Annotated in this window: 15 protein-coding genes; 7 read left to right on the top strand and 8 right to left on the bottom strand. The window is 63.3% G+C overall.

The features are described from left to right. Nucleotides 1-301 precede the first annotated feature (301 nt). From MTP16_RS04440 to MTP16_RS04430, 3 genes are all read left to right on the top strand, one after another. On the top strand, nt 302-4,735 hold the full coding sequence (locus MTP16_RS04440) for a beta strand repeat-containing protein (RefSeq protein WP_243516279.1): 4,434 nt from the start codon (nt 302-304) through the stop codon (nt 4,733-4,735). A 331-nt stretch (nt 4,736-5,066) separates the two neighbouring features. Next, nucleotides 5,067-6,497 carry a hypothetical protein gene (locus MTP16_RS04435; protein WP_243516277.1) on the top strand — a complete coding sequence of 477 codons (1,431 nt, stop codon included), beginning with the start codon at nt 5,067-5,069 and terminating at the stop codon, nt 6,495-6,497. 158 nt (nt 6,498-6,655) lie between these two features. Then, a complete protein-coding gene (locus tag MTP16_RS04430; protein WP_243516275.1) occupies nt 6,656-7,912 on the top strand; it encodes a hypothetical protein in 1,257 nt (418 codons plus the stop codon). 242 nt (nt 7,913-8,154) lie between these two features. Here the strand turns inward: MTP16_RS04430 and kbl are convergent, their stop codons facing one another. After that, nucleotides 8,155-9,408 carry a glycine C-acetyltransferase gene (kbl, locus tag MTP16_RS04425; protein WP_243516273.1) on the bottom strand — a complete coding sequence of 418 codons (1,254 nt, stop codon included), beginning with the start codon at nt 9,406-9,408 and terminating at the stop codon, nt 8,155-8,157. A 201-nt stretch (nt 9,409-9,609) separates the two neighbouring features. Here kbl and MTP16_RS04420 point away from each other — a divergent pair, with 201 nt between their 5' ends. Then, a complete protein-coding gene (locus MTP16_RS04420) occupies nt 9,610-9,972 on the top strand; it encodes a hypothetical protein (protein ID WP_243516271.1) in 363 nt (120 codons plus the stop codon). 73 nt (nt 9,973-10,045) lie between these two features. Here MTP16_RS04420 and MTP16_RS04415 read toward each other — a convergent pair whose 3' ends face one another. From MTP16_RS04415 to MTP16_RS04405, 3 genes are all read right to left on the bottom strand, one after another. Next, entirely contained in the window at nt 10,046-10,696 is a 651-nt protein-coding gene (locus MTP16_RS04415; protein WP_243516269.1) for a hypothetical protein, read from the bottom strand. A 61-nt stretch (nt 10,697-10,757) separates the two neighbouring features. Continuing rightward, nucleotides 10,758-11,837, bottom strand: coding sequence for a patatin-like phospholipase family protein (locus tag MTP16_RS04410; RefSeq protein ID WP_243516267.1), 1,080 nt, complete (start codon nt 11,835-11,837; stop codon nt 10,758-10,760). A 220-nt stretch (nt 11,838-12,057) separates the two neighbouring features. Next, nucleotides 12,058-12,498, bottom strand: a complete 441-nt coding sequence (locus tag MTP16_RS04405) for a BLUF domain-containing protein (protein WP_243516265.1) — start codon at nt 12,496-12,498, stop codon at nt 12,058-12,060. A gap of 133 nt (nt 12,499-12,631) precedes the next feature. On the opposite strand from MTP16_RS04405, the gene MTP16_RS04400 reads away from it, so the two are divergent. Continuing rightward, nucleotides 12,632-13,624: an NAD-dependent epimerase/dehydratase family protein gene (locus MTP16_RS04400; protein ID WP_243516263.1), complete on the top strand. Its 993-nt coding sequence runs from the start codon at nt 12,632-12,634 to the stop codon at nt 13,622-13,624. 80 nt (nt 13,625-13,704) lie between these two features. Here the strand turns inward: MTP16_RS04400 and MTP16_RS04395 are convergent, their stop codons facing one another. Together MTP16_RS04395 and MTP16_RS04390 are read right to left on the bottom strand one after the other, a co-directional pair. Then, a complete protein-coding gene (locus MTP16_RS04395; protein ID WP_243516262.1) occupies nt 13,705-15,420 on the bottom strand; it encodes a T9SS type A sorting domain-containing protein in 1,716 nt (571 codons plus the stop codon). 308 nt (nt 15,421-15,728) lie between these two features. Further along, complete coding sequence (locus MTP16_RS04390) at nt 15,729-16,304, bottom strand: DUF3575 domain-containing protein (protein ID WP_243516260.1); 576 nt, start codon at nt 16,302-16,304, stop codon at nt 15,729-15,731. Nucleotides 16,305-16,473: 169 nt separating this feature from the next. Between MTP16_RS04390 and MTP16_RS04385 the strand changes: the two genes are divergently transcribed. Next, the gene (locus MTP16_RS04385; protein WP_262922657.1) at nt 16,474-18,456 is read left to right on the top strand and encodes a tetratricopeptide repeat-containing sensor histidine kinase; all 1,983 of its coding nucleotides are present in this window, start codon (nt 16,474-16,476) and stop codon (nt 18,454-18,456) included. A 214-nt stretch (nt 18,457-18,670) separates the two neighbouring features. After that, complete coding sequence (locus tag MTP16_RS04380; protein ID WP_243516258.1) at nt 18,671-19,300, top strand: response regulator; 630 nt, start codon at nt 18,671-18,673, stop codon at nt 19,298-19,300. 5 nt (nt 19,301-19,305) lie between these two features. Here MTP16_RS04380 and MTP16_RS04375 read toward each other — a convergent pair whose 3' ends face one another. Both MTP16_RS04375 and MTP16_RS04370 read right to left on the bottom strand, forming a co-directional pair. Next, nucleotides 19,306-19,965, bottom strand: a complete 660-nt coding sequence (locus tag MTP16_RS04375; protein WP_243516257.1) for a hypothetical protein — start codon at nt 19,963-19,965, stop codon at nt 19,306-19,308. Nucleotides 19,966-20,205: 240 nt separating this feature from the next. Further along, nucleotides 20,206-21,003: a TerC family protein gene (locus MTP16_RS04370; protein ID WP_243516256.1), complete on the bottom strand. Its 798-nt coding sequence runs from the start codon at nt 21,001-21,003 to the stop codon at nt 20,206-20,208. Between the last annotated feature and the right edge of the window lie 15 nt (nt 21,004-21,018).

The raw sequence follows: 21,018 nt of genomic DNA, 5'->3' as shown, positions 1-21,018 counted from the left end.
AAAATAAATTGATTGTTTATTGATTATCAATCGATAAAATAGAGATTTGCTAAGTCTTCAAGGGAATTTCGATGGGGGTTTAATTAGGTTTTCAGCCGTTTGAGCTTTACTTTTCTGAGACTGTTCGGTCGGGCCTGCTGGTGCTGATGGGGTTTGAGGACCGTTTCTTTGCCGCCCTCACGCCGGACTTTTTCGCATAAGGCCCTACCCAAGCCTTTGTCTCTACCACCCATAGATTCTTTTTTTACACTTTTCCCTTCCTACACCCTCTCGTATCCGTTCACTTTTACCTTCATTTTTCATGCACAAAAATTTACTTCACGGGCTGCGGTCTTCGCGGCTCAGTGCCCTCATGCCCGGTAAGCGCCTGGCGCGGCTGCTGGGTGCGGGCGCCCTGTTGCTGGGCGGCTTCGGTGCCCAGGCGCAAACCACTACCGTTTTTAACGAAACGTTCGAGGGCGCCACCAGCTCCTTCACCATCGTCAACGGCACCCAAGTCAACCAATGGTACGTGGGCACGGCCGGCGGCAACGGGCCGACGACGACGGGCACCAAAGCGGCTTATGTCTCGAACGACAACGGCACGAGCAACGCCTATGATATCACCTCGTTGTCGGTGGCGCACATGTACCGCGACGTGACGTTCCCGGCCGGGCAAAATATCCTGCAGCTCGGCTTCGACTGGAAGGCCGGCGGCGAAAGCACCTTCGACTACATTCAGGTGTTTCTGGTGCCCACCACGGTGACACCGGTGGCCGGCACGCAACTCACAAATGGCACGGCCGGCGCCGTGCAGCTCGGCGGCAACATTAACCTGCAGGCCGCCTTTGGCCGCACCTCTTTCCGCTTGCCGGCCAGCGTGGCGGGCACCACGCAGCGCCTGGTGTTTACCTGGCGCAACGACGGCTCGGTGGGCACGCAGCCCCCGGCCGTGATTGACAACGTGTCGGCAACGTCCCAAACCGCCAACCCCTTCAGCGGCGCCTACACCATCAACAACGCGCAGCCCACGGGCGGCACCAACTTCAACAGCTTCACCGACGCGGCCAACCGCCTGAACCTCGACGGCATCAACGGCCCGGTGACGCTCACGGTGAGCGGCGGCCCCTACAACGAGCAATTTCTGCTGAACGAAGTGGCGGGCACCAGTGCCACCAACACCATCGTGGTGAACGGCGGCGGGCGCACCATTCAGTTTGCTTCCACCAACAGCAACCAGCGGGCGGTGGTGCAGCTCAATGGCACCGACTACACCACCATCAACAACCTGGTGATTGACCCGACCGGGGGCGCCGGCGCGACGCCCGCGGCCACCTACGGCTACGGCGTGCTGCTGACCAACGCGGCCGACAATGACCGCATCACCAACTGCACCATCAACAACGACCTGAGCAGCACGAGCAGCAACTTTGTTGGCATCGCGGTAAACGGTTCGGTGGCCAGCGCTACCACGAGCGGCAACGCGGCCAACAACCTGACGCTGCAAGGCAACACGGTGAACGGCGGCTACTACGGCATCACGCTTTACGGCAACAGCACCACGGCCTTCAACACGGGCAATGTGCTGCGCAACAACAACGTTCGCGACTTTTACCTGTACGGCGTGTACGCGGGCTACCAGGACGGCGCCCAGTTCATCGGCAACGACGTGAGCCGGCCGCTGCGCACCAACGGCAGCACCTTCTACGGCCTGTATAGCTTCTCTTCACGCGGGCTGGCTATCGAGAAAAACCGCGTGCACGACCCCTTCACCGGCAACCCGACTTCGACCAGCACGCTTTACGGCATTTACCTGTCCAACGGCACCACGCCCACGACTGCCACGCCCAACGACGTGGTGAACAACGTGCTGTACAACCTCAACGGCGCTGGTTCGCACTATATTATTTACAGTGCGAGCTCGGCGAACAGCCGGATTTACAACAACAGCATCAACAGCGCCGACCAAGCGGGTTCTACAAGCACCACCTACGGCATCTACAGCTCGGGCACAAGCGCTGACATCAAAAACAACGTGGTGAGCGTCACCCGCGCGGGCACCGGCACCAAGTACGGCCTATACTACACCGTGAGCGGCACGAGCAGCAACTACAACGACATTTACGTGCCCTCCGGCAACGTGGGCTACTACAACGCCAACTTCGCCACGCTGGCCAACTGGCAGGCCGCCAACGGCAACGCCTTCGACCAGAACAGTGTATCGACCGACCCGGTATTTACCAGCGCCACCAACCTCACGCCGGGCAATGTGTTGCTCAACAACTCGGGCACGCCCCTGGCGCGCGTGACCGATGACATCGCTGGCACCGCCCGTGGCGCGGCCCCCGATATGGGCGCTTACGAGTTTACGCCCGTGGCCGTGGACGTGGCTGCTGCCAGCCTGCTCACGCCCGCTGCCAACACCACCTGCTACAGCCCCACCGAAGCCGTGAGCGTGCAGATTCGCAACAACGGTAGCGCCGCCCTCAACTTTGCCACCAACGCCGGCACCGTGACCGTGGTGGTGACGCTGCCTTCGGGCCAGACCCGCTCGTTCTCGGCCACGCTGAGCACCGGCACGCTGGCGACCGGCGCCACCCAGACCGTGACCCTGCCGGGCACGCTGGACATGTCGGCTGTAGGGGCTTACACCTTCGCCATTACTGCTTCGGTGGTGGGCGACCTCAACACCGCCAACAACACCCTGGCCACGGTGACCCGCACGGTGGTGGCCCCGGTGGCGGGCACGCTCTCGCCGGCCAGCAGCAGCCTCTGCTTCAGCGGCACGGCGTCGTTGTCGCTCGCGGGCTTCGCCAACGGCAGCATTCAGCTGCAAAGCAGCAGCAGCGCCACCGGCACCTTCACCGACGTGGCCGGCGCCACCAGCGCCACCTACACCACGCCGGTGCTCACCAGCACCACCTACTACCGCTACAAAGTGAGCTGCAACACCAACGTGGTGTACAGCAACGTATCGGCCATCACGGTGAATACGCCGGCCATCACGGCCGCTCCGTCGCCGCTGAGCGTGTGCGCCGGCGGTACGGCTTCGCTTTCGGCCACGGTGCCGACGGGCATCAACGTGCGCTACTACACGGCGGCTACCGGCGGCACGCTGGTGGGCACGGGCAACCCCTACACCACGCCGGCCCTCACGGCCAGCACCACCTACTACGCCGAAGCCTTCTCGGGCGGGCAGGAAAACGTGGGCAAGCCCGCGACCTCGGGTGCCGACGGCACGAATACGAATGGCGGCCTGTACTTCACCACCACCGGCGCCACTACCATCACCAGCGTAACCGTGTACCGGTCGGCTAACGCCGCTGCCGGCACGGCCACCGTGCAACTGCTGACGGGCAGCACGACGAGCGGGACGCCGGTAGCCTCCGTTACTGTTCCCGTACCGGCCAACACCTCGGCCGCTATTTCGCCCGCAGTCCTCACCCTCAACCTGGCAGTGCCTGCTGCTGGCAACTACACGTTGTACCTGAGCACGGCTACCCCAAGCCTGATTCGGGACTTCTCGGGTGGCACTTCCACGCCGGCCACGGCCTTCCCCTACGTGTCGCCGAGCGGCACGGTGCGCATCACTGACGGCACTCTGGCCGGCTACTACTACTTCTTCTACAACTGGCAGATTGGGTCGGAGTGCGTGAGCACCGCCGCGCGCACGCCGATACAGGTGAACGTGACGCCGGGCCTGGTGGCCACGCTGGGCGCGGCCACGGCCACGAGCTGCGGCCGCTCGCCCTACACGCTGAACGGCAGCATCGCCGGCACGGCCACGGGCGGCACCTACACCACCTCGGGCACGGGCACGTTCGCGCCCAACGCCACCACGCTCAACGCCACCTACACGCCCTCGGCCGCCGACGTGGCCGCCGGCACGGTGACCCTGACCCTGACCCCCACCGGCCCCTCGGCCGCCTGCACCCAGACGGCCCGCACGGTACTCACGCTCTCCACGCCGCCCAACTCCTCGTTCAGCTACCCGGCCGGCACGTACTGCACCAACTCGCCCGTGACCGTGGCGCCCATTCTGGCGCCCGGCGCGGTGGCCGGCACGTTCTCGACCACGGGCATTGGCTTGCGCATCGACCCGGTGACGGGTGTCATCACCCTGGCCAACACCAACATCGACGGCACCTTCACCATCACCAATACCGTAGCCGCCACAGGCGCCTGCAGCGGGTCGGCCGCGTCGAGCTCGTCGGCGACGCTCACCGTTGTTTTCGGCATCGGCCAGCCGGTGCTCACGGCCACGCCGCAGGCGGGCGGGGCCGTGCAGCTCAGCACGCCGGCCCTGGCGGGCGTGACCTACCGGTTCTACCGCACCGTGAACGGCACGGCCACGGCCGTGGGCACGCCCAGCACGACGGGCACGCTGACGCTGACGGCTGGTAACCAAAGCGGCTCCTACACGGTGCAGGCCATCTCGGCCAACGGCTGCACCTCGATTCCTTCGGCGGCGGTGACGGCCACGGTGCTGGGCACGCAAACGGCCACGCTGGCTGGCGTAAGCCTGCGCGTGTTCCCCAACCCGACGGCCGACGGCCAGCTGCGCGTGGAGCTGAGCGGCGTCAACGCCAAGGCTTCGCAGCTGACCGTGCTCAACGCCCTGGGCCAGGTGGTGCACACCGGCACGGTGGCGGCCGGCACGGCCGAGCTCAAGCTCGGCCAGCTGGCTTCGGGTGTCTACACCTTCCGGGTGCTGACGGCGCAAGGCGTGCTCACCCAGCGCGTGGTGCGCCAGTAGCCTTTCGCTTCGGCTCATTAAAAAGCCCCGCTGGCATTGCCAGCGGGGCTTCTTTGTTTGTAAGAATTTAGATGATAAGATGATAGCCTCGTGTAATTTAAATGGTATATGGTCTGAATACAATAAAGAAGATAAAATAGCAATTGTACAACATAATAAGAATTGAAAAAGGAATGATTAATCAAGATATATCACACAAATACATAAATTATATATTTTATTGTTTTATTTAGCGTCATCATTCAAAGTGACTGGAAACGCTGGTCGTCAAAAACTACCCTTTTTGATTTAATACATGAAACAAGTCTACCAATTAAGCTGCCTATTGGCAATGCTTGCCCAAGGAGCCTGGGCCCAAACGAGGCCTGTTGTAGTGGAAGGCACCAGCCCCGCTCGGTCCGCTGCCAATCAGACAACGCCTCCTGCAACGCCCAGCCCGGCCGAACAGCCCAGCGGACAAAGCGGCAGCGCTTCCGCCGACACCACCAAGAAAGAAGTTGAAAAGCTACGGTCGGACCAAGCCGTGCTTAAAGCCGTGGTGGATAGCTTGCGCGCCCGGTTGAAATCAGACACCCGCGACGCCAGCGATGAGTCACACATCGCCACCATGTCGCTGCATCCCAAGGGCAGTTATCCAATTTATAAGCGTGCTGCCAATGGGGATTGGCAGGAGGTGCCGGACAGTGTTTTTAAGCTGACACGCATGGAGTTCAGCACGGAAAATGGGCGCATCACCCGGGCCAATGTGTATGGTAAAGTGCTGGACTCAAAAGGCAACGAATTGGTGAAGGACGTGCGCTTTACCAACGCCCGCACCAGTTTGGTGCTGAACAAGCCGGTGACTTCGCTCAATTACCTGGGGGTGTTGGGCGGGGCCAACGAGTATGTACGCTATTCTGACCTAGTGCAAGTGACGCACATGGGTTCGCGCCGCTTTCTGCCCGACAACGAAAACTGGGAATTGACGCCGGAAAAGCCAAGCTACGATATTCATACGGGCGGCGGGCTGGGCAGCTTGCTCGAAGTAGGCCTCTTTACCGACCTGCTGGCCACGCTCAATAACGAGCCCAACGCCTTGGTGACCACCGAAATTGCCAGCAACCTGCTACTCAACCCTAATCCGGCCTGGAGCAACAGCCACCTGTTTCTTTTCGGAGCAGTTCGGCCCTTCGTGTCGGTGGCGCGCCTCGATACCCGTTTCGATACACTGCGCACCAACCGCAATGGGCTGATTGACCGGCCCGCGCTTCTGCAGCGCAACTACCTGCGTTTTGGGGCCAACTTGAATTTGCTTACGCTCGACGGAGGAGGTCACGTGACCTGGCAACTCAACACCTCGTGGACGCGCACCATCGCGCGCGTGGCCGGCCCGCTGGGCACCCGCGACACCTTGCGTTCGCGCAACGCTTACCAGAATTTGTACGGGTTTGAAGTGCTGGCCACGGTGCGGCGCCAGCGCAATTTCGGCTGTGATTTTTTCTTCACCACCCTGCTCCACAACGTGCAGAGCTACCAGCCGCCCATTGCCAACAATGAGGCGCAATGGGTGCTGCGGCCCGGCGCGCAATTTTATTATTACCCCTTTGGCTCGCCGAGCAACAAGCTCTTTTTCCGCGTTACCAACTTTGTATTTCCAAAATCGCGGCAGCGCGATTTTGCGCAACTGCAAGTGGGCTATTCCATCAGCCTAGGGGCCCTGCTGCCTGCCAGCGCCAACAGCCCCACCCCGGCCACCCGCTCGCTCTCATCGGCCGTGTACTAAAGAAGAGGCTTGAGGCGGGTGCCTGCATCAAACGGAGCCCCGTGGCCAGCATCCCCTTGTGAAGTGGAGCTGTAGCGCCTTCAATTACATGAACTCATGTTTCTTTTTTTATGAATCGGTCTTCTTCTGCCCGCCTTTTACATACAAAATGCTTCTTGGTGCTGTGGATACTTATTGCTGGGTGTGCCCGTCCGGTGTACTACGGCTGGGAGGCCAGCAGCAACGGTGCCACCACCGGCGGCGACATTGCGCGCCTTTACTTTGACCGCAATGGCAACCTCTACCCGGGGGCGGATGCCTTCCTAGCGGTCGACAACAAAAGGCTGGCTAAAGCCGGCGCCGATTTGCAGGACTACTACCAATTGCCCGCGGCCCGCAAAGAACAGGCTGCACAGCGTTTGGAGTACGAACGACTACAAGCGCACTACGGGGTGCCGCTGACTCCATCGAACCCGGCCGATACCTCTGTAAACTACCCCGCGTGGCGGCGGCTGCAGGAAGCCATGCTCACCCAGTTCATCGCGCGTTTCAACCAGCACCTGCGCACCTCGCGGCCCGAAGTCTTGGTCGTATTGGTGCATGGCTTCAACAATGAAGTAGGGGCCACGCGCTGGTACCCGGCGCTGCAGCGTGAAATTCGCACCAATCAGTTCAAAGGGCGCCGGGTGCAATTTTTGGAGGTGTATTGGGACGGACGCACGGCCAGCGGCGTGGGCTTGCTTCGCATCTGGAAGCAGGCCCAGGCCACCATGTATCCGGTGGGGCTGGGCCTGCGCCGGGTGCTGGCCAGCTTAGATCCTGCCACCCCGCTTTACCTGTTTGGACACAGCACCGGCGCGCCGCTGCTCAGCGTTGCACTCTGGAACAGCACCTCCGTGCTTGGCAATGCCAAGGGGCCGCGGCTACGCAATCAAACTTACCGCGCCCTGGTCAAGCAACCCGAATACGCTACTCCCCATGCCGCCCAGGTGCGCGTAGCCTTTGTGGCGCCGGCCATGCCGAGCCTGCACTTTATGGACTTTGCCCACCGCACCGACGCCACCGGCAAGCTCTTTACCCAGGCGGCACCCGATGGCTACCAACGGTTTGTGGTGGGGCAAAACCGCCACGACATTGCCACCGGCAAGGGCCCGCTGTCGGCTACTGCCTTTGGCTCGACGACGCTGGGCGTGCGCAAAGCGGAATATTGCGGCGATGGCACCACGCCACCGCGCATTGGGGTGGTGCCGTTGTTGCGTCAAGCGGGCAGCCGCGCCGATACCTACTTGTTCAATTTCACCCCAGGCATGGCGGCGGCGGGCAAGCGCCCTGGTCACGGTATTTTGGAGTTTATGGCCGACCCCGTCACTTTCGACCACCTCCTTGATGCCTGGCTCACCGCCAAACCCGTAGCCGGGGCCGACGCATGTCCTTAACGCTGATGCGAAAGAAATCCAATTAGAAGCGACAGCGCTTTCTAAAGGTGACAAACAAAGCTGATTGCTAAACAAATTATGGCGCCTGCTTGGTAAGCCGTTTCTGTGAAAGAAAACCCCGCCACGATGGCCTGGGACCGTGGCGGGGTATAATACAAAAGCTTTGAAAAACAGAGACAAAGAAGCGTCTTTGTTGCATAGCTAGTCCATTAGCACTATCGGCAGACAAGCAAAGGGCTACTTCACGGCGTGTTCGTCACCACCTGCGGGCCGGTAGGCGCGGCATCAGCTGCGGCGCGGTCCTTGAGCGTGCCCAGCTCGTGGCCTACTTTCTCGAAGGCGGCAATGGCCTTGTCGAGGTGCGCGCGGGTGTGCGCGGCGCTTAGCTGCACCCGGATGCGGGCCTTGCCCTGCGGCACCACGGGGTAGTAGAAGCCCACCACGTAGATGCCTTCGTCGAGCATCTTGGCGGCAAACTCCTGGGCCAGCTTGGCGTCGTAAAGCATGACGGGCACGATGGGGTGCTCGCCGGGCGTGATGTCGAAGCCGGCGGCGGTCATCTGCTGGCGGAAGTATTTGGTGTTTTCTTCGAGCTGGTCGCGCAGCTTCGTGCTTTCGGTCAGCAGCTCCAGCACGCGCAGGCTGGCGCCCACAATGGCCGGGGCCAGCGTGTTCGAGAACAGGTAGGGGCGGCTGCGCTGGCGCAGCATGTCGATGATTTCCTTGCGGCCCGAGGTGAAGCCGCCCATGGCTCCGCCCAGGGCCTTGCCCAGCGTGCCGGTGATGATGTCGACGCGGCCCAGCACGTTGCGGTACTCGTGGGTGCCGCGCCCCGTTTTGCCCAGGAAGCCCATCGAGTGGCACTCGTCTATCATCACCAGGGCTTGGTATTTGTCGGCCAGGTCGCAGATTTTGTCGAGCTGGGCAATGGTGCCGTCCATCGAGAACGAGCCGTCCGTGACGATGATGCGGTGACGCGTGCCCTTGGACTGGGCGTCCTGCAGCTGCTTCTCCAGGTCGGCCATGTCGTTGTGGGCGTAGCGGTAGCGCTGGGCCTTGCACAGGCGCACGCCGTCGATGATGCTGGCGTGGTTCAGGGCATCGGAAATGATGGCGTCCTGCTCGTTGAACAGCGGCTCGAACACGCCGCCGTTGGCGTCGAAAGCGGCGGCGTAGAGGATGGTGTCCTCGGTGCCCAGAAACTCGGCCAGCTTGGCTTCCAGCTCCTTATGAATGTCCTGCGTGCCACAGATGAAGCGCACCGACGACATGCCGTAGCCGTGCGTGTCGATGGTGTCTTTGGCGGCTTTGATGACCTCGGGGTGCGAGCTCAGGCCGAGGTAATTGTTGGCGCAGAAGTTCAGCACGTCGCCGGCCTCGTTGGTTTCAATCTCGGCGCCTTGGGGCGAGGTGATGATGCGCTCCTTCTTGAAAAGGCCGGCATCTTTGATTTCCTGCAGCTGCTGCTGCAGGTCGGGCTGGAGGGTGGCGTACATAGGCGGGTTGGTGGAGTGGTGGAGTGGTGGGCTAGTGATTGATGGCCCCAAAGATACCGGGCCGAACCGGCTGGGCCTGTGGCCTGGCAAGTACGCATTCGGTGGATATTTCGGTGGCTCCGGCCGAAGCTTTGTAACCTTGGCCCGGCCGCATCGTTAAGCTAAATAAATTAGCTTCTTTCTCCCAATAAATTTAGTTATATGAAAATCGCAGTTGACAAAGGCCAGGACAAAGGCTTCCTGCCCGACGGCCGCCACACGGTCGAAATCACCGACATCGAAGAGGGCACCAGCGAGCACCAGAACGTGCCGTTTTTCGCCGCCCGCATGGAAAACGAAGACGGCTTCGTGTCGCAACGCTTCTACAATTCCGAAGCCGGTCACCCCATTATTCTCCAGTTATACTCCGCCGTCGGCATCAAGCCCGAAGCCGGCAAAGACCTCGACACCAAGCAGCTGATAGGCAAGCGCCTGTCGGTGGAAGTGGGCGACCATTCCTACGCCGACCCTGCCACCGGCAACGAGCGCAGCATTCGTCAAGCTTCCGGTTTTCGGGCAGCTTAGCCAGGGTTTAGCAGCGGTTTGAAACAAGGGGGCAGCAACTATAAGTTGCTGCCCCCCTTGTTTCAGTTGGGTACTATCTGGAAAAAGGGTTGAAAAACTTTTTGAAGTTAGAATCCGTGGGTAACCATGCAAAACGCCGAGTGATAGCTTCGGCTTTGACTACTGGTAAAACAGATAGCCAGTCAATTGCATCGCACAACAATGAAGTTACTAGCAGTTCGCGAGCATCCGTAAGGTATAGTATTGCATAGCTATAACCGGCACTTGCAGCCCGGGTAGCAGTGGGAGTACAACGTACAAACCGTTCTATTTCCGACACTGAAAAACTGAAGTTGATTTCCCGGTTGGTGTATGTTATTTCCTTTCTCGCCCGGTCGAAGCGAAGAGAAGCCCGGCCATCCCATTGCCAGTAAGCCCACCATAAGCAAATAGCCGGAAAACAACGCCAGGCCACGAGCAAAAGCACTGTGTTCAAAACAAAAGCAAACGGGTCGATTCCTAATTTAATCGTCGTAAGTACCGCTCCCGCAAGCAACGCAAGCCCGTAAAAGGTCTGCAATAATGTCCACCAAAAGCTCATTTCGCGCCACGGTCTATATATCAAATGAACGACTGGCTGAGCGAGCTTTTGATTACGGAAGTACTCGTCGGTGCTTATCAGCAACGGCAGCGCCACGATTAGCAGCAATAGAGCCAGAATGCCTGCTCCTGTTGCTGAGCTCATGAACGGAGGAAGTAGGTTTTCATGAGTGGCTTATCGTCGCCGTAATCGGGTTATTACAAAATTATTTGCCTGCCTGCCGTGCCATAAACGCCTGCACGCCCCGCCTTCCGCTGTCCATCAGCTGCTTTTTCTGGGCGTCCGAAATCCGCTTAATTTTTGGGCTGAAGTTCAGAAAATCAATATTTATCGTGCGGCGCTGGTCGGCGGGCTGCACGGGGTTGAGGTTTTCGAGGGCCACGGTGTAGAGAGCGGCCAGATAGGAGTTGAAGTCCTGGATGTCGTAGGGCGCGAGCTGCTGGCGGCCGGTGGGGGAGGCGTCGAGCGGAATCTGCTCGGCGCGGTCGAGGCGTAGGCCCAGGGTTTCGGGGTTGTAGACGCGGCCGCGGGCATCGGTGGGGCCAGTGAAACCGGCGGGCAGGTAGCGCGGGTAGTCGAATAAGTCGACGGGGTAATTGGCCAGCAGGCCGCCGTCGACGAGCACCTGCGTGGGCTGGCCGGGGGCCGGGTCGCCGGTGATGACGTTGTTTTGGGCATCGAGCAGCACGGCCCGGAAGTAGAGCGGAATGCTCATGCTGATGCGCACGGCATCGGCCACGCGCATGGTGGGGTTGGTTTCGTGGCTGAACACCTGCACGCGCTGTTGGGTGAGGTTGGTGCCGGTGGTGTAGAGGTCGCGGAAGCGGCTGGGCTCTTTCTGCGCCAATGCGTGCAGTTCGGCCAGGGTGAGGTTGGGGTTTTGCGTTTTGCGGGCCACCAACTCGCTGAGGTAGGTGGCAAACTCGTCGCCCCGGTACCAGCCGTATTGGGTGATAAGCCGGTGCGTGCCCCCGAAAAAGATGAAGCGGCCGTCGTTGAGCCGCTGCACGGGTGTGGCGTTCACCACATCAATGATTTCCTGGGCCGAGTAGCCCACCGCCAGCAGCGCCGCCTGAATGGCGCCGGCCGAGGTGCCGCCCACCCGCCGGATACCGGCCAGCACCCCACGCTGCTCCAGCTCCTGCAGGGCGCCGCCGTAGGCAATGCCGCGGATGCCGCCGCCCTCCATCACCAGGTTGCGGTAGGGCGGGGTTTGGGCGTGTGCGGAAGTGCCGCACAGCAATGCACTCAATAGAAAAAACAGGGAAGCCAGCCGGGTCGTCATATGTCCAAAGATACCGCGGGGGCCACCGGAAGCGCCAGCTCCGGCTTATGAGCAGTTTTGGGTGATTTTCGGAGTTGTCTGGCACGAGGTAGAGACGCATAATTGCGTCTCGTCGTTGGCACCGTCGGGCTTTTATATAGGGCGATACCGTTCCACGGCGAGACGCGAATACGCGTCTCTACATCGCCCAGATAGCTTGAAACACCAACTCGAACGGCTCCTAATGCGCGGCCTGGTCGTGCTCCTTGGCAAAGTCGCGCAGCAGCTGGGCCACCTCGGGGCAGGGGGGAGCTGTGAGTCCCACCGTGGTGGGCTGAGGCAGGCACTTGGCCACTTTGTCCAGAAAAGCGGCATCGACCGACGCGTAGGCCAGGGGCCAGCGGCCGAACGAGCGCAACTCGATGGCCCCATACGAGAGCGTGGTCACGTCGTAGTGCCGCTTGTCGTCGTTGATGCGGGCGTACAAGTCGCTCAGGGCGGGCTCGGGGCCTTCGAGCAGCTGCAGAAAATGGCCCTTGGCGTAGAGCAGCATGCCGGTGATGCGGGCCTGCTGGTTGTAGAGGCGGGCCTTGCGCACCAGCGTGCCGAGGGTGACTTCGTGCACAGCACGGGAAGCCTCGCTGCGGTAAAGCAGCGAGTAGAGGGGAGAGGATTCAGGCATAGGACCGGGCGCCCTGGGTGAGGCGCACAAGCAACGTGGAAGATGACAATACGGAGCAAGCCACGCTTGGGCTGCAACGGGCCCGGTATCTTTGCGCCCATTCTCCCATCCCACCCCTCATTCAACGCGCTCCATGACCCCCACTTCCGGCGACCCCGCTACTTCTGTTTTACCCGGCTCGGTGCTGGTCATTGGCGCCTGCGGGCAGCTGGGCCTGGAGCTGGTGGCCGCCCTGCGCCAGCGCTACGCCCCCCACCTGGTGGTAGCCGCCGACGTGCGCCCGCCCAAAGACCCCAACATGCTGGCCGGCGGCCCCTTCGAGCTGCTCGACGTGCTCGACCGCACCCGCCTCGACAAGCTCATCCGCCAGTACCGGCCCAAGCAGATTTACCACCTCGCCGCGCTGCTCTCGGCCACGGCCGAGAAAAATCCGCTCTTCGGCTGGCAGCTGAACATGGACGGCCTGCTCATCGTGCTCGAAGCGGCCGTGGCCCACGGCGTGGCCCAGGTGTACTGGCCCAGCTCCATCGCCGTGTTCGGGCCCGACACGCCGCGCGATAACACGCCGCAGGTCACCATCATGAACCCCAACACGGTGTACGGCATCAGCAAGCTGGCCGGCGAGCAGTGGTGCGAGTGGTACCACCGCAAGCACGGGCTGGATGTGCGCAGCCTGCGCTACCCCGGCCTCATCGGCTACAAGAGCCTGCCCGGCGGCGGCACCACCGACTACGCCGTCGACATCTACCACAAGGCCGTGGCCGGCGAAAACTACGAGTGCTTCCTCGAAGAAGACACCTACCTGCCCATGATGTACATGCCCGACGCCCTTAAGGCCACACTGGACCTCATGCACGCTCCGGCCGAGCAAATCAAGGTGCGCACCAGCTACAACCTGGGGGCCATGAGCTTCTCGCCGGCCGAAATCACGGCCAGCATTCAGAAGCACGTGCCCGGGTTTGAAGTCACCTACAAACCCGATGCCCGCCAGCAAATCGCCAACTCCTGGCCCGCCAGCATCGACGACGCCAAGGCCCGCCAGGACTGGGGCTGGCAGCCCGATTTCGACCTCGACAAAATGACGGCCGACATGCTGCTGCATTTGAAGCAGATGCAGCCGGCTTGATGCCCATCGTAAACGTTAAAAAGCCCGCCTGACGACTCAGGCGGGCTTTTTAACGTTTACGATGGGCCTTTGCACCAACCCTACTGCACTTGCAGGCGGCTGGTGGCCGCACCGCAGCGCACCATGTACAGGCCAGGCGTCAGGCCGGTTACATCAAAGGTGGCGGTGGTGGTGCGGGCAGGCAGCAGCTGGCGGCGCACCTCGCGGCCCATCGCATCGAGCAGCTGCGCCGGGCGGGCGCTGCTGCTGGCTTCGGGCCAGGTGAGGCGCACAGCACCGGCCGCGGGGTTGGGAGCCAGGGCAAATACCTCGGCGGGCACGGGCGCGGTGGCGTGGGTCACCAGCATGTTGGTGCTGAGCCGGGCCACGTAGGCCATGCCGTAGCTGCTGGTGGTGTTGAGGGTGTAGGGCCCAAAGGCAGCCGGGCCGGAGCAGTAGCCGGCCACAGTGATGTTGCCCGCGGCGTCCACCACGGTCGGGCCCGCAATGTCGCTGCCGCCGCCGCCGCCGCGCACGGCTTGCAGCCACTGCCCGCCGGGGCTGAGCGTGGCCACGAAGGCATCGTACTGCCCGTCGCTGGTGATGGTGTTGCTGCCAAAGTCGGCCGAGAAGGTGGGGCTGAAGCTGCCGTACGGCCCGAAAAGGCCCGTCACGATGGCGTTGCCCGCCGTGTCGAAGACGACGGAGTAAGGAATGTCGTTGGCTGCGCCGCCGGCGCGTACGGCTTGCGTCCATTGTCCGGCGGCGTTGAGCTTGGCCACAAACACGTCGTAGCTGCCCGCGCTGGTCAGCACGGTGTTGCCAAAGGTGGCGGTTTCAATCAGTACACCCGTCACGGCCACGGTGCCGGCCGCATCTACCGCCAGCGAGTTGATGGTGGTGGGCGGGGCCGCGCTGTTGCGCGACTGCACGGGGGCCACCGCCTGGGTCCATTGGCCACTGCTTGTGTTCAGGCGCGCCACAAAGGTGCCCTCGCCGCGGTTGGAAGTCAGGGTGGTATTGCCAAAGGTGATGCCGCTGCCGCAGCGGCCGGCCACCACGGCATTGCCGGCAGCATCGAGGGCGATGGCGCTGGGCTGGGCGCCGTAGGGGGGCGTGCCCTGGTTGAGGAGCGTCCAGGTGCCGGTGCCTAGGTTGAGCCGGGCCACAAACAGTTGCATGGCGCCGGCGGGGCCGTTAAAGGCGTAGCTGCCCAGGTTGCCGGCGCCAACAATGCTGCCCACGACCAGGACGTTGCCGGTGCCGTCGGGCACCAGGTCTGCCACGTAGTCGGCGCCGGTGCCGCCGGCGCGCACAGCCTGCGTCCACTGGCCGGTGGTGCTGAGCGTGGCCACAAAGGCATCGGCGTTTCCGGCAGAAAGGAGGGTAATGGGGCCAAACGCCGCCGTGGCGCCCGGCGCCAGATTACCAAAGCTGCCGCCCACCAAGGCGTTGCCAGCTGCGTCCAGTTCCAGGGTTGCGGCCCCGTCCTGGCCCGCGCCGCCGGCCCGCACGGCCTGCAGCCACTGGCCGGTGGGGCTGATTTTGGCCACGAAAATGTCGTTATAGCCGGCGCTGGTCAGCGTGGTATTGCCCAGCGTGAAGGTGCCGTAGAAGCTGCCGGCCACCACCGTGTTGCCGAAGGCGTCCTGCGCCACGGCGGAAATGCTGGAGCCCCCAAACCCCGTATTGTCGTCGACGATGGCGCTGGGCGCCGCGGCCCATTGCCACGTGGGCGCCTGCGCGTGGGCCAAGCCGGGTGCGGCCAGCAAGCCGGCGCAAAAGACGGTGCGCAAATCCAAGGTAAACTTTTTCATGGGGAAAGAGGGCAATGGTGCAACAGTGGAGAGTGCAAAAACCGCTAGCGAGTTGCAACGCCGCCGCAAGGTGACCTTAAAAACGTTGGCAGGCAACGTTTAGCAGCACGGCCACCCCTGCGGTACTCGCTTTTGCTTCTGACCGCGCTGCTCGCGCTTTGGTTGCGTGCAGCCACACGCTTTTTCTGTCCGTTTTTCATTTGCCCATTTGCCTATCGGGCCAGCAAGGACTTATAAGCAAAACAGCCGATACGCCCGCTCCCGGGCCCTGTGCTGGCGCGGCGTCCCGCGCCAGCACAGGGTCGGTGCTAAAACGCCACCCCCAGCGTGACGCCCGTGCGCAGGCTGAACCCCTGGAACGAGCCCAGGTCGAAGCTTTCCGAAGCCCCGCCGCCGCTGGCTTCCAGCTTGGCTACGTTGGAGTTATAAGACGGGCCGAAGAACGTGTCGAGCGTGATGCGCCGGCGGAACACCCACTGGTGCCCCACCACCACGCCCCCGCCAATGGTGTGCAGGGTGGCTTTGGCCGTGGCCGCGCTGCCGTCGTCGGTGCTGGTTTGCAGGCTCAGGCCCAGGTTTTGGTAGCGCGCGAAGGGGGCCACGTAGAAGCCTTCCAGCGCCTGCTTGTCGTTGGAGAGGTAGCGCCGGTACTCGGGCGTAATGGCGAAGCCCGAAATCTTGGTGTCGCCCAGGCCCCAGTACGTTACCAGGCCGCCCAGCTGCAGGCTGCTGGCGTCGTTGAGCTTGTGCTCGTAGAAGAACGAGCCCGTTTTGAACAGGGGGCTGAGCAGGTTTGCTTTCAGGGCGTGGTTTTGGGCCGAAGCGGCGGTGCTGCCCAGCAGCAGGGCAGTGGCGGCGAGGGCGGAGGCGACAATTTTTTGCATGATATTAGGTGGTTAAGGGGTTGAAAAAGAGCGTTGTTTGGTGATGCAAAGTTGGCCCCGGTCCCCACGCCGCGAAATCGCCGGAAAGCAGTAATTCTGCCTCCCGAAAAACCAGTAGTTTCAACCCGGGCCCCGGTTTTTCGCCGGATTCTGCCCAATTTTGACGGTGATGAGGCCACGCTTTTATCTTGTTTGCGCGGGGCTGCTGGCCCTGCTGCCACTGCCCGTTGTGCTGGCCGCCCAGGCCCCCACCGCGCCGCCCGACAGCCTGCTGCGCGCCCTCCAAACCGCGCCCTCCGATACGGCCCGTGCCAAAACCGCCCTGCGCCTCTCCGCCGCCCTAGCCGCCACCGACACCGCCCAGGCCCTGCGCTACGCCCGCCAGGCCCTGGCCCTGAGCCAGGCCGCGGGCTTCGGCTACGGCCAAGCCCACAGCTGGCTGCAGCTGAGCGGCCTGGCCATTCTGCGCCAAGACAATGCCCGCGCCGCCCGCTACGGCGCCCTCGCCCAGGCCGCCGCCGCCCCACTCTACCGCCAGCGGCCGGCCCCACGCCTGGCCCGGCTGCTGGCCGCCATTGCCAACAACCGCGGCAACGTGGCCGACCGCCAGGGCCAGTACGCCGCCGCCGTGCGCAACTACCTGCAGGCCGCCACCTACCTGGCCCCGCTGCCCGAGGCCGGCCGCACCCTGCTCACGGTGTATGCCAACCTCGGCAACAGCCTGCAGGCCGCCAACCAGCCCACCGAAGCCATCCGCTACTGGCGGCTGGCCGCCTCTCTGGCGCCCCGCACCGGCCCCGTGCCCGAACTCCTGCCCGTGTATTTGCAGCTGGCCCGCCTGCACCTGCAGCATGCCCGCCCCGACAGCGCTGGCCAGGTTCTGCGCGCGGCCCGGCCGCTGCTGCCCGGCGGCGAGCTCTACGCCGACCAGTACTACTTCACGCTGGGGCAGTACTACCGCAGCACCGGGCAGCCGGCCGCCGCCCGGCAGGCCTTCGAGCAGGCCGTGGGCTTTGCCCGGCGTAAGGGCGCGGCCGGCGACGAAGCTAAGCTGCTGATTGAGCTGAGCCAGCTGGCTGCCCAGGCCGGCGACCTGCCCGCCGCCCGCGCCAGCCTGGAGCGCAGCCTGCGTATCAGCGAGCAACTGGGCGACCCGCGCCAGCTCGCCGACAACCTCGATGGGCTGGCCCGGCTGGCCGAGCAGGCCGGGCAGTGGGCCGAGGCCTTGCGCTACTACCGCCGCGGCCACGAGCTGCGCGACACCCTGGCTGGCACGGCCGTGCGGGCGCAGGTGGCCCAGCTCGAAACCCGCTACCGCACCCGCCAACAGGCCGCCCAGCTGCGCGCCCTGCGCCAAACCCAGGCCGCCGAGCAGTTGGTGCTGCGCCAGCAGCGCCGCCTCAACGCCGTGTACCTGGCCTTGTTGCTGGCATTAGTGGCAGCTGGCGTGCTGGCAGCGGCGCTGCTCCGGTACCGCCAGCGCCAGGCCGCCCGCCAGCGCGAGCAGGAAAAGGCCCTGCTCACCGCCCAGGCCGTGCTGCAGGGCCAGGAAGAAGAGCGCCGCCGCTTGGCCCGCGACCTGCACGACGGCCTCGGCGGCATGCTTTCCACCGTGAAGCACTACCTGGCTTCGGCCCGCCAGCGTGCCGTCCGGCCCGACGAAGCCAGCAGCTTGGTCAGCCAATCCATCGAGCACCTCGACAGCTCCATTGGCGAGCTGCGCCGCGTGGCCCGCAACCTCATGCCCGAAGCCCTGCTGGCCTTCGGCCTGAAGCAGGCCCTGCAGGACCTCTGCGCCAGCACGCAAAAGGCCGGCCCCGCGCACGTGCAGCTCCACACCCACGGCCTCGAAACCCGCTTGCCCCAAAAGCTGGAAGTGGAGCTCTACCGCTTGGTGCAGGAGCTGCTGAACAATGTGCTCAAGCACGCCCAGGCCCAGGAAGTGCTGGTGCAGCTGATGCGCCACGGCCCCGAGCTGCACCTGGTGGTGGAGGACGACGGCCGCGGCTTCGACCCCGCCGTGGCCAGCACCGGCGTGGGCCTGCGCAGCGTGCAGGCCCGCGCCCGCTACCTCGGCGGCACACTGGAAGTGCAGTCGGCGCCCGGGCAGGGCACTTCGTTTAGTCTGGATTTACGGGTGGAGAGAGAATGACGCGCAAGCAAACAAGTGCCATCAAAGAAGCAGCACCTTTACCGCGCCTTCTGTCATCCTGAGCGCAGCGAAGGACCTTCTCACCGCTGAACGACTAGCAGTAATCAAATTGCTGCAAGCCTGCAAAGGTCCTTTGCTGCGCTCAGGATAACAGGCGTGCGCGGCCTTACTTCCTGCCGCCCCATCTTTGCATTTCCAACCCACTGCCCCTGCCATGACGCTCCCCACCCGTGTGCTCCTCGTTGACGACCACCCCATGGTAGTGGCCGGGCTGCGGGCCCTGCTGGCGCCCATGCCCGCCTTGGAAGTAGTGGCCACCGCCGGCACCGCTGCCGAAGCCTACACCGCCGTGGCCGCCCACCGCCCCGACGTGGTGCTGCTCGATATCAGCCTGCCCGACGAGAGCGGCCTCGACGTGTGCGGCCGGCTGGTGAGCGAATACCCCGGCCTGAAAATCCTGGCCCTCACTACCCTCAACGAGAAAAGCTACGTGACGCGCATGATGGCGCAGGGCGCGGCTGGCTATGTGCTCAAAAACGCCTCGCCCGAGGAACTGGCCGAGGCCATTGCCCGCGTGCAGGCCGGCAAGAAGTATTTCAGCGAAGAAGTGCAGGAGTTGCTGCTCCAGCCCGAGCCGGCGCGGGCGGCCGTGCCCCCGCTCACGCGCCGCGAGAAAGAAGTACTGGGCTTCATCGCCCAAGGGCAGACCAGCCAGGAAATCGCCGACCGCCTGTTTCTGAGCGCCCTCACCGTCGAAACCCACCGCCGCAACCTGCTGGCCAAGTTCGAGGTGAACAACACGGCCGCGCTTATCCGGCTGGCGGCACAGCACCAGTTGCTGTAGGCCGGCTAGCGGCGCGCGCGCTGGTTGTTGTATTGCTGAATGATGCTTTCCAAGTCTTCGTAGCGGTAGCCGGGCTGGCCGGCGGCCACTTTGCGGGCCAGCTCGGGGGCGTCGTGCAGAAAGGCCGCCACCTGGCTGGCAAAGTTGCCTATTTCCACCAGCACAGGCGGCTCGGCTGCCCGCCGCAGGTACCAGTCGTCGGGCGGAAGCTCGACGCGTTGGGGCGTGCCCACGGGCGAGCTGAGCACGGGGTTGGGGCCCAGGGCGGTGAGAATGGGCGGCGCCGTAGCCTTCACGGTAAACAACTCGACGGAGCCGGCCTGCCGGCGCAAGGCCAGGCTGCCCGGCTCGGCGCGGGTGTGGCCCAGCACCTCCCAGTACTGGCTGCCCGCGCGCATCCAGCGCACATTGGGGGCGGCCACCAGCTTGGGGCGGGGCGGCTTGCCGGTGGGAGCGGGGGCTTGCGGGTAGTAAGGCACTACCATGCTGTAGCCGCGCAGGGTGGCGGTGGGCACGAAGGCCCGTAGCACCTTGCCGTTGCGCAGGGCCAAGGTGCCCCACACGTACGACAAGTCGCCGTAGCCCCGGAACTGGCGGGTGGTGTCAATTGGCGCGTCTTGCGGGGGCAGGAGCAGGGCCGCGAGAAGGGTAAGGGTGGGGAGCATAGAAACGGGGCGCTGGCGGAAGCGTGGAAGCCGCCGAATGCCCTTCGAAACTAGCAACCGGCGGGCCACAGTAGTCGGAGCGGGCCCTCCAGGGAGTGTTTTGAGGTAAAAAATACTGGTTTTCTGGTAGGCCCCGCGTGGCCCGAGTACCCCGAAGCTCCTGCTTCGGCCCGTTGAACGATGCTAACGCGGGCCGAAGCAGGAGCTTCGGGGTACTCGGGCCACGCGGGGGCCTGGTTGCTAACTGGCCTCGCCCCGGCGGGCTTCGGCGGCGCGGTTGCCGGCCGGGCGCTGGGGCACGTTGAAGAGCAGCGACGTTGCCCAAGGCACTAGGAAGCAGGACACGGTGAGCACCGTCAGGCCCACATCGGCCGCCTCGCTGGTGAGGAAGACGCTGAAGGGGTGGCCCGGCAGGAAATGCTCTACCAGGGAAAGCATTAGCTTAATACCCAGCAAGGCAATGACCACGAAAGCGGCCGTTTCCAGAAACGGGTACTTGGCCATGAGCAGCACAAAGCCCTGCGCCACCAGCCGCATGGCCAGAATGCCGATGAACACGCCCGCGCAAATCAAAATGATGTTGTCGGTAAAGGCCACCACGGCAAACACGTTGTCGATGCTGAAGGCCAGGTCCATCAGCTCAATGAGGGCCACGGTGGCCCAGAATTTCCCAAACAGCCCCAGCGTGTTGCGGTAAAACCAGCTTTTCTCCTTCTCAATTTTTTCCTCGTCGTGCGGCGGGCCGGCCCGGAAATGGTCGTACACCAGGTACAGCAGGTAGAGGCCGCCCAGCGGCTTCAAAAACCAGAACTGGATGAGGAAAGAGGCAAACAAAATGCACAGCCCCCGGAAGATATAGGCGCCGAAAATGCCGTAGCGCAGGGCTTTTTTGCGTTGCTCGCGGGGCAGGTCGCCCACCATGGTGGCCAGCACGGCGGCATTGTCTACCGAGAGCAGGCTCTCGATGATGACCAGGTTGCCCACGATGGCCAGAGCGGCCAACGGGTTGTCAATAATTTGCTGAAGGGGCGCGTACATGAAGCGAAGTAAAGC

It is taken from the genome of Hymenobacter monticola (assembly GCF_022811645.1).
GTDB lineage: Bacteria > Bacteroidota > Bacteroidia > Cytophagales > Hymenobacteraceae > Hymenobacter > Hymenobacter monticola.
The sequence above is the reverse complement of the archived record's forward strand: the minus strand, read 5'-3'. Positions and strand labels throughout refer to the sequence as shown.

What these genes read in the sequence shown, in the direction of transcription:
- MTP16_RS04400 (WP_243516263.1), top strand. Translation starts at nt 12,632, where the DNA reads ATGACCCCCACTTCCGGCGACCCCGCTACTTCTGTTTTACCCGGCTCG.
- MTP16_RS04410 (WP_243516267.1), bottom strand. Translation starts at nt 11,837, where the DNA reads ATGACGACCCGGCTGGCTTCCCTGTTTTTTCTATTGAGTGCATTGCTG.
- kbl (WP_243516273.1), bottom strand. Translation starts at nt 9,408, where the DNA reads ATGTACGCCACCCTCCAGCCCGACCTGCAGCAGCAGCTGCAGGAAATC.
- MTP16_RS04370 (WP_243516256.1), bottom strand. Translation starts at nt 21,003, where the DNA reads ATGTACGCGCCCCTTCAGCAAATTATTGACAACCCGTTGGCCGCTCTG.
- MTP16_RS04440 (WP_243516279.1), top strand. Translation starts at nt 302, where the DNA reads ATGCACAAAAATTTACTTCACGGGCTGCGGTCTTCGCGGCTCAGTGCC.
- MTP16_RS04415 (WP_243516269.1), bottom strand. Translation starts at nt 10,696, where the DNA reads ATGAGCTCAGCAACAGGAGCAGGCATTCTGGCTCTATTGCTGCTAATC.
- MTP16_RS04385 (WP_262922657.1), top strand. Translation starts at nt 16,474, where the DNA reads ATGAGGCCACGCTTTTATCTTGTTTGCGCGGGGCTGCTGGCCCTGCTG.
- MTP16_RS04390 (WP_243516260.1), bottom strand. Translation starts at nt 16,304, where the DNA reads ATGCAAAAAATTGTCGCCTCCGCCCTCGCCGCCACTGCCCTGCTGCTG.
- MTP16_RS04395 (WP_243516262.1), bottom strand. Translation starts at nt 15,420, where the DNA reads ATGAAAAAGTTTACCTTGGATTTGCGCACCGTCTTTTGCGCCGGCTTG.
- MTP16_RS04405 (WP_243516265.1), bottom strand. Translation starts at nt 12,498, where the DNA reads ATGCCTGAATCCTCTCCCCTCTACTCGCTGCTTTACCGCAGCGAGGCT.
- MTP16_RS04380 (WP_243516258.1), top strand. Translation starts at nt 18,671, where the DNA reads ATGACGCTCCCCACCCGTGTGCTCCTCGTTGACGACCACCCCATGGTA.
- MTP16_RS04375 (WP_243516257.1), bottom strand. Translation starts at nt 19,965, where the DNA reads ATGCTCCCCACCCTTACCCTTCTCGCGGCCCTGCTCCTGCCCCCGCAA.
- MTP16_RS04420 (WP_243516271.1), top strand. Translation starts at nt 9,610, where the DNA reads ATGAAAATCGCAGTTGACAAAGGCCAGGACAAAGGCTTCCTGCCCGAC.
- MTP16_RS04435 (WP_243516277.1), top strand. Translation starts at nt 5,067, where the DNA reads ATGCTTGCCCAAGGAGCCTGGGCCCAAACGAGGCCTGTTGTAGTGGAA.